The sequence below is a fragment of the Pseudomonas sp. Ant30-3 genome (genome assembly GCF_000690905.1).
Taxonomy (GTDB): Bacteria; Pseudomonadota; Gammaproteobacteria; order Pseudomonadales; family Pseudomonadaceae; genus Aquipseudomonas.
The window spans coordinates 129,131-141,765 of sequence record NZ_JMCL01000059.1; the positions used below are offsets into that span (position 1 = coordinate 129,131).

A 12,635-nucleotide genomic window follows, 5' to 3' on the forward strand; every position below is an offset into this window, starting at 1 on the left:
CTGTTAGAATCTCGCGCGGTTTGGGATGCTGCAGGCTACAGCCTGGCTTGCAGACTATCGCTCCCAAACCCGGCGACCCCAACGTGAAGGGGCTCCGCTGCAGCCGCCTGAGGAGAGAATTAGAAATGACCTTCGTCGTCACCGACAACTGCATCAAGTGCAAGTACACCGACTGCGTAGAAGTCTGTCCGGTGGACTGCTTTTACGAAGGCCCGAACTTCCTGGTGATTCACCCGGATGAGTGCATCGACTGCGCACTGTGCGAACCGGAATGCCCTGCCGTGGCCATCTTCTCGGAGGATGAAGTGCCTGCTGGCATGGAGAAATTCATTCAGTTGAACGTCGAGTTGGCAGAGATCTGGCCGAACATTACTGAACGTAAAGACCCATTGCCCGATTCTGCGGCATGGGATGGCAAACCAGGCAAAATTGAACACCTCGAACGCTGATTTTCCCGCGTTCCGAAAAGGCCCTCTGCGGGCCTTTTTGCTTTTCTGAAGGCAAAAAAAGGGGCGGTTTGACCCGCCCACATTTTTCCCTATTCCCTGTGTTCCTTTTCATCGTCCTGATGAATTGCTTCCGGCAATGTCCTTATCCCTCATCCCTGAAGGTTGTGTCCGTCCGTCGACACACCCCGAATACTAGAGGGTTCTTGAACAAGAGCAAACGACAGCCCGGACCGGAAATGACAGAGACATAACTAAGCCAGTCAGTTAATACTCATCTAAATCAATGACCTGACCAAAATCCCGTTGGGCGAATGGCAGTGCACCGATGAATAAAAATACCGAATACTTACGCAACAGTAAGCTAAGGCTTACACCTCGAAACTCCAGATTCCAAAATCCGTTCACGGCTATCGCAGGCAACAAAAAGCCCCAAACCAGTTGGGGCTTTGTGTTGGGCGGAGTGCGTTACTGAAACAACGACTCGCTCGACAAACCATTCTTCTCGAGAATTTCCCGAAGGCGTTTAAGCCCCTCTACCTGAATCTGTCTGACCCTCTCACGGGTCAGGCCAATTTCCAGGCCCACATCCTCAAGCGTGCTGCTTTCGTGCCCGCGCAGGCCGAAGCGGCGTACCACCACCTCACGTTGCTTATCGGTCAGTTCCGAGAGCCATTGATCAATGCTCTGCGACAGGTCGTCATCCTGCAGCAACTCGCATGGATCAGTCGGACGGTCATCGGTAAGGGTATCCAGCAAGGTTTTATCCGAGTCCGGGCCCAGCGAGACATCGACTGAAGAAACCCGCTCGTTCAGGCCCAGCATGCGCTTGACCTCTGCAACCGGTTTTTCCAGCAGGTTAGCGATTTCTTCCGGTGAGGGTTCGTGATCGAGCTTCTGCGTGAGCTCGCGCGCAGCCCGCAGGTACACGTTGAGTTCCTTGACGACATGAATAGGTAACCGGATAGTGCGGGTCTGATTCATGATCGCGCGCTCGATGGTCTGACGAATCCACCATGTCGCATAGGTAGAAAATCGGAAGCCACGTTCAGGATCGAATTTTTCCACGGCGCGAATCAGCCCGAGGTTCCCTTCCTCGATGAGATCCAGCAGCGATAATCCGCGATTGACATAGCGCCTGGCAATTTTCACCACCAGCCGCAGGTTGCTTTCAATCATGCGTTTGCGCCCGGCCGGATCACCACTTTGCGACAAACGTGCAAAGTGAACTTCTTCTTCCGGGGACAGTAGAGGGGAAAAGCCGATTTCATTGAGGTACAGCTGCGTGGCGTCGAGAGCGCGCGTGTAATCAATGTATTTGTGTTGCTTCAACGAAGTGGAGTTTTTGGATTTGGCACGAACGGAAGGTGGAGCAGCCCCTTCATCATTCGACATCGAATCCGTATCGATATCGGCCTCCATAAGGAGAACCTCATCGCCGATGTCAAACTCCGGCACTTCTTTACTGAGAGCCATTGTTATAGTCCTTTGGTGAGTTCGACCTCAAGCTCAAGCGACGCCTTGATCCTTGGCAACGCTGAGCCTGTCCCCTCTACGCGACGGAACAGGCTGGAAAGCAATCAACGACGCGGCAGGAATTGCAGCGGATCTACAGGTTTACCTTGTCGGCGAATCTCAAAATGCAGTTTCACCCGGTCTGTACCCGTTGACCCCATTTCGGCAATTGTTTGCCCGACCTTGACCTGCTGCCCCTCCCGAACCAACAGCCTGCGGTTATGTCCGTAGGCACTGACGTAGGTATCGCTGTGTTTGATGATGACTAATTCGCCGTAGCCCCTTAAGCCACTCCCGGCGTATACCACCGTCCCATCAGACGCAGCTAAAACAGGCTGTCCCAAATCTCCGGCGATATCAATTCCTTTATTCAAACTGCCGTTTGAAGAGAATTTTCCAATCAGAATGCCATTGGAAGGCCATCCCCAGCCGGTCGGGGCCGGGCCTGCAGGAGGCAATGGAGCAGCAGACGGCTTGTTTGCGACGGACGGTATAACCGCCGTACTGCCCCCGGTCGCACCTGCTGCCGGGCGGCGAAACACTGTGGTTTTACTCGACGATGAAGGCGTTGAAGTTGTTGAACTGGTCACCGTAGTTGGTGTTGAACCAGTGCGTCCATCGAAGCGAATCGTCTGGCCCGGACGGATAGTGTATGGCGCAGGAATATTGTTCCGTGCCGCCAGCGCCTTGTAGTCCCAGCCGTAGCGGAAAGCGATCGAAAACAAAGTGTCTTTTGGACGGACCACGTACTGACCCGTGGTCACTGCCGGGCGCTGCGCCGCGGCCTTGTTGCGATCAACGACGCGCACGTCGCTGGATTTGTTGCTGGAACAACCAACCAGCAAGGTGCTCAAGACAAGGCCAGTCACCAGGCGCTGAAAGCTCGTTGTACCCATTCGCTGCGCAATGACTGTGAGACTCACCCGCCGCTCCCTTTGTGGTGGCTGAAAATAGGGTTGCCGAAATTCGGCATGAAATGTCGCAAGTATACGGGCCGTGCAGCCTCTGTTTTTAATCGTGCAGGGCACACGTTTGCGCCCCGACGATCCAATCCGTTTAACTGACCGACGCCGCTGTAAGACAAAGCCGATCAAATAGAATTCAGCGTGATGCGTTAAAAGCTCAGGCCAGAGGCCCATTCAGTAAGGGAACAAATCGTACAGAGCCCAGCACTCGCCGGGAAAACCCGTGCTCTTCACGAATGATCAGCATCAGTTGCTGCACTTCCCCAGACCCTACAGGTATCACCAGACGCCCGCCTGGCGCGAGCTGATCGAGCAATGCCTGCGGCACGTCGGTCGCTACAGCCGTCACGATGATGCCGTTGTAGGGCGCGAGCGCCGGCCAGCCTTCCCAGCCATCACCCCAACGAAACACCACGTTGCGCAGGTTCAGATCGATCAGTCGTTCCTTGGCGCGGTCCTGCAAGACCTTGATTCGCTCGACCGAAAAAACCCGCTCCACCAACTGCGACAGAATCGCAGTCTGGTAGCCCGAACCGGTGCCGATCTCCATCACCTTGTCCAGCGGCCCCGCCTCTAGTAGCAGCTCGCTCATGCGCGCCACCATGTAGGGCTGGGAAATTGTCTGGTTGTTGCCGATCGGCAGCGCCGTATCTTCGTAGGCGCGATGTGCAAGCGCCTCGTCGACGAACAGATGACGCGGCGTCCGGCGGATCACTTCCAATACCTTGGCGTTGGAAATGCCTTCCTCGTATAACCGCTGGATCAGCCGTTCACGGGTTCTTTGAGAAGTCATGCCGATGCCGCGATGCAGCATGTGATCTTGTTCGCGGGCCATTATCGAAGTCCCTCCAGCCAGCCATCGAGACTTCTGAAAGCATCATTGAAGGTGCGGTCCAGCTGCAATGGCGTGATTGACACATAACCCTGCATCACTGCATGGAAATCGGTGCCCGGGCCGCCGTCTTCAGCGTCACCCGCAGCGGCGATCCAGTAGCCGGATTTGCCGCGCGGGTCGACCACCTTCAGCGGTGCCGCCGCACGGGCGCGATGGCCCAGACGGGTCAGCTGGATGCCGCGAATATGGTCCAGCGGCAGATTGGGAATGTTCACGTTCAGCACCGTACGCGGCGGCAGATCGAGGTCGGCATGAGCCTCCACGAGTTTGCGCGCAAAATAGGCGGCTGTGGAGAGGTTGTCGACTTGCCGCGAGACCAATGAAAAAGCAAACGAGGGGCGTTCGAGAAAACGCCCTTCCAGCGCCGCTGCCACGGTACCGGAATAGAGCACATCGTCGCCCAGGTTGGCGCCCAGGTTAATGCCGGAAACCACCATGTCCGGCACCACTTCCAGCAGGCCGTTGAGCCCCAGGTGCACGCAATCGGTCGGCGTGCCATTGAGGCTGATAAAGCCGTTGGCAAGGATTTGCGGGTGCAACGGACGGTCAAGCGTCAGCGAACTGCTGGCGCCACTTTTGTCCTGGTCCGGGGCGATAACCACGCACTCGGTGTAATCCGCCAGCGCAGCATGAAGCGCGGCGAGACCGGGTGCGGCTACCCCATCGTCGTTAGAAATCAGAATACGCATGGGCTGTCCGTCTGCCCCACCGGCACCAGATCGACTAGTTCGCGCACCAGTACGGTGGCAAAGCATCCGGCCGGCAGGACGAATTCCAGTTGCAGAATGTCAGGCTCGGGATAATGCCACGTCAACCCGGCAATGGGCAGTCGCAGGATGCGACGTTCGTGGCTCATACCGGCGTTGATCAACCAATCGCGAAGGTCTGCTTCGCGCGCGGCGATCGCCTGCTCCAGTTCATGGACAGCGCCCGTGGCCGGCGAGTCACCTTCGCCCCACTGCGGGCCGGTCGGGTGCAGGTCGAGAATCGCCAGGCGCGGGTCGCTGCACTCGGCTTCACCGGCCGGGAAAAAACTGCGGCTGTCGGTGAAGGCCAGCAGGTCGCCCACTTGAGCACGCTGCCAGGTGCCATCGGCAACCCGTGTGGCCAACACTTGGTTGAACAGGAAACTGCGCGCCGTGGATAGCAAACGCGAGCGTACATTGCGCTGCTCCGGCAACGCCTTGCGGGCCGCCCAGGCACGGGCATCGACGACATTACCGCCGTCGAAGCCAAAACGTTGAGCACCGAAATAATTGGGAATACCTTGTTTGGCGATCAACTGCAGACGTTCTTCGATAGTCGCTTTGTCGCCGGCAAATTGCGTCAGACGCAAGGTGAAACCATTGGCAGAATGAGCGCCGCGTTGCAATTTGCGTCTGTGCCGACCGGTCTTGAGAATTTTCAGCGTTTCGTTTTCCGCTGCCGACAGATCCGGATCCGCCTTGCCAGGCAGTTGCACACTGAACCACTGACGCGTGAGGGCCTGGCGATCCTTGAGCCCGGCATAACTGACAGTGCGCAGCGGAACGCCCGCTGCCTTGGCGATCCGCCGGGCAGCTTCCTCGGTATTGAGCCCGCGTTTTTCCACCCAGATCCACAGATGCTCGCCATCGCCACTGAGGGGGATATCGAGTACCTCATCGACCTGAAAATCTTCTGCGGTTGCTTTCAATACCGCGGTGCCGAGTGCCTCACCGTATGCGCGCGGGCCGAGCAGTTGTGCTTCATTCATGCGCGCAGCAACAAGGCAACGGCGTGCACGGCAATGCCTTCTTCGCGACCGACAAAACCAAGCTTTTCAGTAGTGGTAGCTTTCACGTTCACTTGATCCAACTCAACTTGGAGATCCACGGCAATCAGCGCGCGCATCGATTCGATGTGCGGGGCCATTTTCGGCGCCTGGGCGACGATGGTGTTGTCGACGTTGCCGATTTTCCAGCCTTTGGCGTGGATCAGCGCGACAACATGGCGTAACAGCACGCGGCTGTCGGCACCTTTGAATGTCGGGTCGGTGTCCGGAAAATGTTTGCCGATATCACCCAACGCGGCCGCGCCGAGCAAGGCATCGCTCAAGGCGTGCAGCAGGACGTCACCGTCGGAGTGAGCGAGCAGCCCGAAGCCGTGTGCGATACGCACGCCGCCCAGAGTAATGAAATCGCCTTCAGCGAAACGGTGCACATCGTAGCCGTGGCCAATACGCATAAAAAAACGCCCCGATTTTTGTCAGGGCGTGATTCTACCTGCTTTGGCGAGTATTAGGCGTTTAGAGCACGCCCGTGATGTTGCAAGTGGTCGTCGATGAAACTGGCGATGAAGAAATAACTGTGATCGTAGCCCGGTTGCACGCGCAAAGTCAGCGGGTGACCGGCCTGTTTCGCCGCTTGCTGCAAGGCTTCGGGTTTGAGCTGGGTAGCAAGGAAATCATCACGATCACCCTGGTCGACCAGCAGGGGCAGTTTCTCTTCAGCGTCGGCAATCAATGCGCAGGCATCCCACTCGCGCCACTTGGAACGGTCTTCGCCCAGATAACGGGAAAAGGCATTCTGGCCCCACGGGCAATCCATCGGATTGTTGATCGGCGAGAACGCCGACACCGACTGATAACGCCCCGGATTGCGCAACGCACAGACCAGCGCGCCGTGACCGCCCATGGAATGGCCGCTGATGCCACGCCTGGTGGATGCCGGGAAATGGGCTTCGACCAATGCCGGCAATTCCTGCACCACGTAATCATGCATCCGATAGTGCCGGGACCACGGTTCCTGCGTAGCATTCAGATAGAAACCTGCGCCGAGGCCGAAGTCCCAGGCGCCCTCCGGATCATCCGGCACGTCGGAACCGCGAGGGCTGGTGTCGGGCGCAACGATGATCAACCCGAGCTCAGCCGCCATGCGCATCGCGCCGGCCTTGTGCATAAAGTTTTCGTCGGTGCAGGTCAGGCCGGACAACCAGTACAACACCGGCAATTTGCCGCCCTGCTCTGCTTGCGGCGGCAGGTACACGGCGAACACCATGTCGCAGCCGAGCACGTCGGAACGGTGCTTGTAACGTTTATGCCAGCCGCCGAAACTTTTCTGGCAGGAGATATTTTCCAGGCTCATGACCGACCTCAGAAATGAATGACGGAACGGATGCTCTTGCCTTCATGCATCAGGTCAAACGCCTTGTTGATATCTTCCAGACCCATGGTGTGGGTGATGAAGGTATCGAGCGGGATTTCACCGGTCTCGGCCATCTCGACATAGCTTGGCAACTCGGTGCGACCACGCACGCCGCCGAACGCTGAACCACGCCAGACGCGCCCGGTGACCAACTGGAATGGGCGGGTGGCGATTTCCTGACCGGCACCGGCGACGCCGATAATCACCGATTCGCCCCAACCTTTGTGGCAGCACTCAAGTGCAGCGCGCATCAGTTGAACATTGCCGATGCACTCAAAGGAAAAATCGACGCCGCCATCGGTCATGTCGACGATGACTTCCTGGATCGGGCGATCGAAGCCCTTCGGGTTCACACAATCGGTTGCACCCAACTGCTTGGCGATTTCGAATTTGGCCGGATTGATGTCGATCGCAAAGATCCGTGCAGCCTTGGCCTTCACTGCGCCGATGACAGCCGACAGACCAATACCGCCGAGGCCGAAAATGGCCACGGTATCACCTGGTTTCACCTTGGCAGTGTTGAGCACAGCGCCGATGCCGGTGGTGACGCCGCAGCCCAGCAGGCACACTTTTTCCAGTGGCGCTTCTTTCTGAATCTTGGCGACGGAAATCTCCGGCAGCACGGTGTATTCGGAGAAAGTCGAAGTACCCATGTAGTGGAAAATCGGCTGACCCTTGTAGGAAAAGCGCGTGGTGCCGTCTGGCATCAGGCCTTTGCCCTGAGTCGAACGAATGGCCTGGCAGAGGTTGGTCTTGCCCGACAGGCAGAATTTGCACTGGCGGCATTCCGGGGTGTACAGCGGAATAACGTGATCGCCAACGGCAACCGAGGTCACACCTTCACCGATCGCTTCAACTACCGCGCCACCTTCGTGACCGAGAATCGACGGGAAGATGCCTTCCGGATCCGCGCCCGACAGCGTGTAGGCATCGGTATGGCAGACACCGGAGGCGACCACACGCAACAGCACTTCACCGGCCTTGGGCATGGCAACATCGACTTCAACGATCTCGAGCGGTTTTTTAGCCTCGAAGGCAACGGCGGCGCGCGACTTGATCATGTGTATCTCCAGTGGATATAAGCGAGAAGGAGAGTGTAATACAACGCTCAAAGGTGAATAATCCGGTCAAAAGCAAAACATTATTGCCGTACAGGGATAATCATTGATGTCAGAGAACCGCTGGGAAGGCATCGACGAGTTTGTCGCCGTGGCCGAATGCAGCCAATTCACCGCAGCCGCTGAGCGCCTTGGCGTTTCTTCCTCGCACATCAGTCGTCAGATCGTACGCCTCGAAGAGCGTCTTCAGACACGATTGCTGTACCGCAGCACCCGCCGGGTCACGCTCACTGAAGCCGGGCAGACATTTCTGCAGCACTGTCAGCGTTTGCAGGATGGTCGCGAAGAAGCCTTGCGCGCAGTCGGCGACCTGACGAGCGAACCCAAAGGCATGCTGCGCATGACCTGTGCCGTGGCGTATGGCGAGCGCTTTATCGTGCCACTGGTGACTCGGTTCATGGGGATTTATCCGCAGCTTCGCATCGATATCGAACTGAGCAACCGACAGCTGGATCTGGTGCACGAAGGCCTGGACCTGGCGATTCGCCTCGGTCGCTTGCAGGATTCAAGACTGGTCGCGACGCGTCTGGCCCCACGACGTATGTATCTGTGCGCGTCACCTTCCTACGTCGAACGGTACGGTCGGCCACACAGCTTGTCGGAATTGAGCCGGCACAATTGCCTGATCGGCAGCACCGATGTCTGGCAGCTGGAACAGAACGGCAAGGAATTTTCCCAACGAGTGCAGGGAAACTGGCGATGCAATAGTGGGCAAGCGGTACTGGAGGCGGCGCTACAAGGGGTCGGGTTGTGTCAGTTGCCGGATTACTACGTGCTGGAACATTTGCGCAGCGGTGCGCTGATTTCGCTGCTGGAGGCGCATCAGCCACCTAACACCGCGGTTTGGGCGTTGTATCCGCAGCAACGGCATCTGTCGCCGAAGGTGAGAAAGTTGGTGGATTATTTGAAGGAAGGGTTGGCGTTAAGGCCGGAGTATCGGAGCTGACAGTTGTGCTGCTTTGAGCACCGCTATCGCGAGCAGGCTCACTCCTACAGTGGATCTTTAGCAGGCACTCACTGGGTGAACACACAAAACGCTGTGGGAGTGAGCCTGCTCGCGATGACGGTATAACAGACACCTAATCAATCAAGGCCGATTAGCCCAACGCTGGCGCAGCCATTCAAGATCTTCAGGCCGCGTGACCTTGAGGTTATCCGAGCGACCTTCGATCAAGCGTGGCGCCAGACCTGCCCACTCCATCGCCGACGCCTCATCGGTAATCAGCGCATCAGCCACCAGACTGTCAGCCAGCGCCCGATGCAGCGGGCCGAGGCGAAACATCTGCGGGGTGTACGCTTGCCAGATCACGCTGCGATCCACGGTTTCAACCACGCGGCCATGTTTGTCGATGCGCTTTAAGGTATCGCGAGCCGGTACCGCCAACAGCCCGCCAACCGGATCATCAGCCAGCTCACTGAGTAGCTTGTCCAGATCATCGCGGCTCAGATTGGGCCGCGCTGCATCGTGCACCAGCACCCAGTCGTCATCGTCAGCGCCCAACGCATGTAAATGCAACAAGGCATTGAGCACTGACCCGGAACGCTCGGCGCCGCCATCTACCCGCTGAATGCGCGAATCGGAAGCACAGGGCAAACCGGGCCAGTAAGGATCATCCACCGCCAGACTCACCACCAACCCCTTCAGGGCAGGATGCTCAAGGAAACAGCCGAGGCTGTGTTCGAGAATTGTGCGCCCGCCCAATTGCAGATATTGCTTGGGACGGTCCGCAGCCATACGGGCACCGACGCCCGCGGCAGGAACTACGGCCCAGAAGGCCGGTATCGAGGAATTCATTGTGCGAGCTGGTAAAGGGTTTCACCGTCCTTGACCATGCCCAATTCATGACGAGCCCGCTCTTCCACGGTCTCCATGCCTTTTTTCAGCTCACTGACTTCGGCGTCCATCACCCGATTGCGCTCCAGCAAGCCTTCGTTCTCAGCGTGCTGCTCGGCGATTTGCTGAGTCAGCTCGGCCACTTGCGCAAGGCTGCCATTACCGACCCACAGGCGGTATTGCAGGCCCGCCAGCAGCAGGAGCAAAACGAGGAACAACCAATTGGGACTGCGCATCGAATATCGGGTATCCAGTGAAAAAAGACAGCCATGCCAAACTTTGAAGCATCTGATAGCACGAAGCCTGGAAAACCCAGGCTTGTGCTGATAAGGCATCAGATTAGTGGCAAATCCATCGCTGTCGCGATTTTTCCGACACTATCCGCTGACTTTTTAACAGTCAACGCTTAACCGCGGAACTCGCTACGGCCGTTGTACTTGGCTTTGCCGTTCAACTGCTCTTCGATACGCAGCAGTTGGTTGTACTTGGACACGCGATCCGAACGGCACAGCGAGCCTGTCTTGATCTGGCCAGCCGCAGTGCCCACTGCCAGGTCGGCAATGGTCGAGTCTTCGGTTTCGCCGGAGCGGTGCGAGATCACAGCGGTGTAACCAGCGGCCTTGGCCATCTGGATGGCTTCCAGAGTTTCGGTCAATGTGCCGATCTGGTTGAACTTGATCAGGATCGAGTTGGCGATCTTTTTATCGATGCCTTCTTTCAGGATCTTGGTGTTGGTGACGAACAGGTCGTCGCCTACCAGCTGAACCTTCTCGCCGATCTTGTCGGTGAGGATTTTCCAGCCTGCCCAGTCGGACTCGTCCAGGCCATCTTCAATGGAGATGATCGGGTAACGCTCGGTCAGGCCTTTGAGGTAATCGGCGAAACCTTCAGCGGTGAAGACCTGGCCTTCGCCGGACAGGTTGTATTTACCGTCTTCGTAGAACTCGCTGGCGGCGCAGTCCAGAGCCAGGGTCACGTCGGTGCCCAGCTTGTAACCGGCGTTGGCCACGGCTTCGGAAATGACTTTCAGGGCGTCTTCGTTGGAAGCCAGGTTCGGCGCGAAACCACCTTCGTCACCCACTGCAGTGCTCAGGCCACGGGCCTTCAGCACGGCTTTGAGGTGATGGAAAATCTCGGTGCCCATGCGCAGACCTTCCGAGAAAGACTTGGCGCCAACCGGCTGCACCATGAATTCCTGGATGTCGACGTTGTTATCGGCGTGCTCGCCACCGTTGATGATATTCATCATCGGCACCGGCATCGAGTACACACCCGGCGTGCCGTTCAGGTTGGCGATGTGAGCGTACAGCGGCAGGTCCTGGTCCTGCGCAGCTGCCTTGGCGGCGGCCAGGGAAACGGCGAGGATCGCGTTGGCGCCCAGGGTCGCTTTGTTTTCGGTACCGTCCAGCTTGATCATCGCGTGATCCAGCGCTTTCTGGTCGCTTGGATCAGTGCCCAACAGCAGGTCGCGGATCGGACCGTTGATGTTGGCGACAGCTTTCAGAACGCCCTTGCCCAGGTAACGGCTCTTGTCGCCATCACGCAGCTCGAGTGCTTCACGCGAGCCAGTGGAAGCACCGGACGGCGCGCAAGCACTGCCGATGATGCCGTTATCGAGAAGCACGTCCGCTTCCACGGTGGGATTGCCCCGGGAGTCGAGAACTTCACGACCTTTGATGTCGACTATTTTTGCCATTGTTGTAAACACTCCAAAGTTGACGAAAACGCTCTGTACCGATCGATTTATACTTTTGGATCACATAATTCTGTAGGAGCCGGCTTGCTGGCGATGGCGTGTACAAGATCGCCATCGCCGGCAAGCCGGCTCATACGGTGGGAATTCGCTGTTACGCGGTTTCTACGACCGGAAAACTCTTCACCAGTTCGTCCAGGGCTTTGAGCTGGGCCAGGAATGGCTCCAGTTTGTCCAGGCGCAACGCGCAAGGACCGTCGCACTTGGCGTTGTCCGGATCCGGATGCGCTTCAAGGAACAGACCGGCAAGCGACTGACTCATGCCGGCTTTCGCCAGATCGAGGACTTGAGCGCGACGACCGCCAGCGGAATCGGCACGACCACCCGGCATTTGCAGCGCGTGGGTCACGTCGAAAAACACCGGGTATTCGAACTGCTTCATGATGCCGAAGCCGAGCATGTCGACGACCAGGTTGTTGTAGCCGAAGCTTGAACCGCGTTCGCAGAGAATCAACTGGTCGTTACCCGCTTCAACGCATTTGCTCAGGATGTGTTTCATTTCCTGAGGAGCGAGGAACTGGGCTTTCTTGATGTTGATGACTGCGCCGGTCTTCGCCATCGCAACCACGAGATCGGTCTGGCGAGACAGGAAAGCCGGCAACTGGATGATGTCGCAGACTTCAGCAACGACCGCAGCCTGATCCGGCTCGTGGACGTCGGTGATGATCGGCACGCCGAAGGCTTGCTTGATGTCCTGGAAAATCCGCATGCCCTCTTCCAGGCCGGGGCCACGGTAAGAGGTCACTGAAGAACGGTTGGCCTTGTCGAAGCTGGCCTTGAACACGTAAGGGATACCGAGCTTTTCGGTAACCTTCACGTACTCTTCGCAAACCTGCATGGCCATGTCGCGACTTTCCAGCACGTTCATGCCACCGAACAGCACCATTGGCTTGTCGTTGGCAATTTCGATATCGCCTACACGGATGATCTTCTGCGCCATTGGAG

14 protein-coding genes are annotated in these 12,635 nt (G+C 57.5%); 2 read left to right on the forward strand and 12 right to left on the reverse strand.

From position 1 onward, the window contains the following. The first annotated feature begins 125 nt into the window (after window positions 1-125). Window positions 126-449 (forward strand): ferredoxin FdxA, encoded by a 324-nt coding sequence (gene fdxA, locus DU29_RS0115755; protein WP_028622527.1) that lies wholly within the window; start codon window positions 126-128, stop codon window positions 447-449. Window positions 450-914: 465 nt separating this feature from the next. Here the strand turns inward: fdxA and rpoS are convergent, their stop codons facing one another. The 8 genes from rpoS to DU29_RS0115795 all read right to left on the reverse strand — a co-directional run bounded on the left by rpoS (window position 915) and on the right by DU29_RS0115795 (window position 8,046). After that, window positions 915-1,922, reverse strand: coding sequence for an RNA polymerase sigma factor RpoS (gene rpoS, locus DU29_RS0115760; RefSeq protein ID WP_028622528.1), 1,008 nt, complete (start codon window positions 1,920-1,922; stop codon window positions 915-917). Window positions 1,923-2,026: 104 nt separating this feature from the next. Then, the gene (locus DU29_RS1000000131580) at window positions 2,027-2,884 is read right to left on the reverse strand and encodes a peptidoglycan DD-metalloendopeptidase family protein (RefSeq protein WP_028622529.1); all 858 of its coding nucleotides are present in this window, start codon (window positions 2,882-2,884) and stop codon (window positions 2,027-2,029) included. 199 nt (window positions 2,885-3,083) lie between these two features. After that, the gene (locus tag DU29_RS0115770; protein ID WP_177326966.1) at window positions 3,084-3,719 is read right to left on the reverse strand and encodes a protein-L-isoaspartate(D-aspartate) O-methyltransferase; all 636 of its coding nucleotides are present in this window, start codon (window positions 3,717-3,719) and stop codon (window positions 3,084-3,086) included. A 41-nt stretch (window positions 3,720-3,760) separates the two neighbouring features. Beyond that, a complete protein-coding gene (gene surE, locus DU29_RS0115775; protein WP_028622531.1) occupies window positions 3,761-4,510 on the reverse strand; it encodes a 5'/3'-nucleotidase SurE in 750 nt (249 codons plus the stop codon). Then, on the reverse strand, window positions 4,498-5,556 hold the full coding sequence (truD, locus tag DU29_RS0115780; RefSeq protein WP_028622532.1) for a tRNA pseudouridine(13) synthase TruD: 1,059 nt from the start codon (window positions 5,554-5,556) through the stop codon (window positions 4,498-4,500). The genes surE and truD overlap by 13 nt, the downstream gene beginning before the upstream one ends. After that, window positions 5,553-6,026 (reverse strand): 2-C-methyl-D-erythritol 2,4-cyclodiphosphate synthase, encoded by a 474-nt coding sequence (gene ispF, locus DU29_RS0115785; protein WP_028622533.1) that lies wholly within the window; start codon window positions 6,024-6,026, stop codon window positions 5,553-5,555. The genes truD and ispF overlap by 4 nt, the downstream gene beginning before the upstream one ends. A gap of 53 nt (window positions 6,027-6,079) precedes the next feature. Then, a complete protein-coding gene (gene fghA / locus DU29_RS0115790) occupies window positions 6,080-6,925 on the reverse strand; it encodes an S-formylglutathione hydrolase (protein ID WP_028622534.1) in 846 nt (281 codons plus the stop codon). An 8-nt stretch (window positions 6,926-6,933) separates the two neighbouring features. Continuing rightward, window positions 6,934-8,046 (reverse strand): S-(hydroxymethyl)glutathione dehydrogenase/class III alcohol dehydrogenase, encoded by a 1,113-nt coding sequence (locus DU29_RS0115795; protein ID WP_028622535.1) that lies wholly within the window; start codon window positions 8,044-8,046, stop codon window positions 6,934-6,936. A gap of 106 nt (window positions 8,047-8,152) precedes the next feature. On the opposite strand from DU29_RS0115795, the gene DU29_RS0115800 reads away from it, so the two are divergent. Then, window positions 8,153-9,049, forward strand: a complete 897-nt coding sequence (locus DU29_RS0115800; RefSeq protein ID WP_028622536.1) for a LysR substrate-binding domain-containing protein — start codon at window positions 8,153-8,155, stop codon at window positions 9,047-9,049. 141 nt (window positions 9,050-9,190) lie between these two features. Here the strand turns inward: DU29_RS0115800 and ispD are convergent, their stop codons facing one another. The 4 genes from ispD to kdsA all read right to left on the reverse strand — a co-directional run bounded on the left by ispD (window position 9,191) and on the right by kdsA (window position 12,630). Continuing rightward, a complete protein-coding gene (gene ispD / locus DU29_RS0115805) occupies window positions 9,191-9,898 on the reverse strand; it encodes a 2-C-methyl-D-erythritol 4-phosphate cytidylyltransferase (RefSeq protein ID WP_028622537.1) in 708 nt (235 codons plus the stop codon). Beyond that, entirely contained in the window at window positions 9,895-10,173 is a 279-nt protein-coding gene (gene ftsB, locus DU29_RS0115810) for a cell division protein FtsB (protein WP_028622538.1), read from the reverse strand. The genes ispD and ftsB overlap by 4 nt, the downstream gene beginning before the upstream one ends. Before the next feature lie 170 nt (window positions 10,174-10,343). Next, on the reverse strand, window positions 10,344-11,633 hold the full coding sequence (gene eno / locus DU29_RS0115815; RefSeq protein ID WP_028622539.1) for a phosphopyruvate hydratase: 1,290 nt from the start codon (window positions 11,631-11,633) through the stop codon (window positions 10,344-10,346). 151 nt (window positions 11,634-11,784) lie between these two features. Then, complete coding sequence (gene kdsA / locus DU29_RS0115820) at window positions 11,785-12,630, reverse strand: 3-deoxy-8-phosphooctulonate synthase (protein ID WP_028622540.1); 846 nt, start codon at window positions 12,628-12,630, stop codon at window positions 11,785-11,787. Window positions 12,631-12,635 lie beyond the last annotated feature (5 nt).

Coding starts and splice junctions, on each gene's coding strand:
- kdsA (WP_028622540.1), bottom strand. CDS start 12,630: ATGGCGCAGAAGATCATCCGTGTAGGCGATATCGAAATTGCCAACGAC.
- DU29_RS0115770 (WP_177326966.1), bottom strand. CDS start 3,719: ATGACTTCTCAAAGAACCCGTGAACGGCTGATCCAGCGGTTATACGAG.
- eno (WP_028622539.1), bottom strand. CDS start 11,633: ATGGCAAAAATAGTCGACATCAAAGGTCGTGAAGTTCTCGACTCCCGG.
- ispD (WP_028622537.1), bottom strand. CDS start 9,898: ATGAATTCCTCGATACCGGCCTTCTGGGCCGTAGTTCCTGCCGCGGGC.
- fghA (WP_028622534.1), bottom strand. CDS start 6,925: ATGAGCCTGGAAAATATCTCCTGCCAGAAAAGTTTCGGCGGCTGGCAT.
- rpoS (WP_028622528.1), bottom strand. CDS start 1,922: ATGGCTCTCAGTAAAGAAGTGCCGGAGTTTGACATCGGCGATGAGGTT.
- DU29_RS0115795 (WP_028622535.1), bottom strand. CDS start 8,046: ATGATCAAGTCGCGCGCCGCCGTTGCCTTCGAGGCTAAAAAACCGCTC.
- ispF (WP_028622533.1), bottom strand. CDS start 6,026: ATGCGTATTGGCCACGGCTACGATGTGCACCGTTTCGCTGAAGGCGAT.
- truD (WP_028622532.1), bottom strand. CDS start 5,556: ATGAATGAAGCACAACTGCTCGGCCCGCGCGCATACGGTGAGGCACTC.
- surE (WP_028622531.1), bottom strand. CDS start 4,510: ATGCGTATTCTGATTTCTAACGACGATGGGGTAGCCGCACCCGGTCTC.
- fdxA (WP_028622527.1), top strand. CDS start 126: ATGACCTTCGTCGTCACCGACAACTGCATCAAGTGCAAGTACACCGAC.
- DU29_RS0115800 (WP_028622536.1), top strand. CDS start 8,153: ATGTCAGAGAACCGCTGGGAAGGCATCGACGAGTTTGTCGCCGTGGCC.
- ftsB (WP_028622538.1), bottom strand. CDS start 10,173: ATGCGCAGTCCCAATTGGTTGTTCCTCGTTTTGCTCCTGCTGCTGGCG.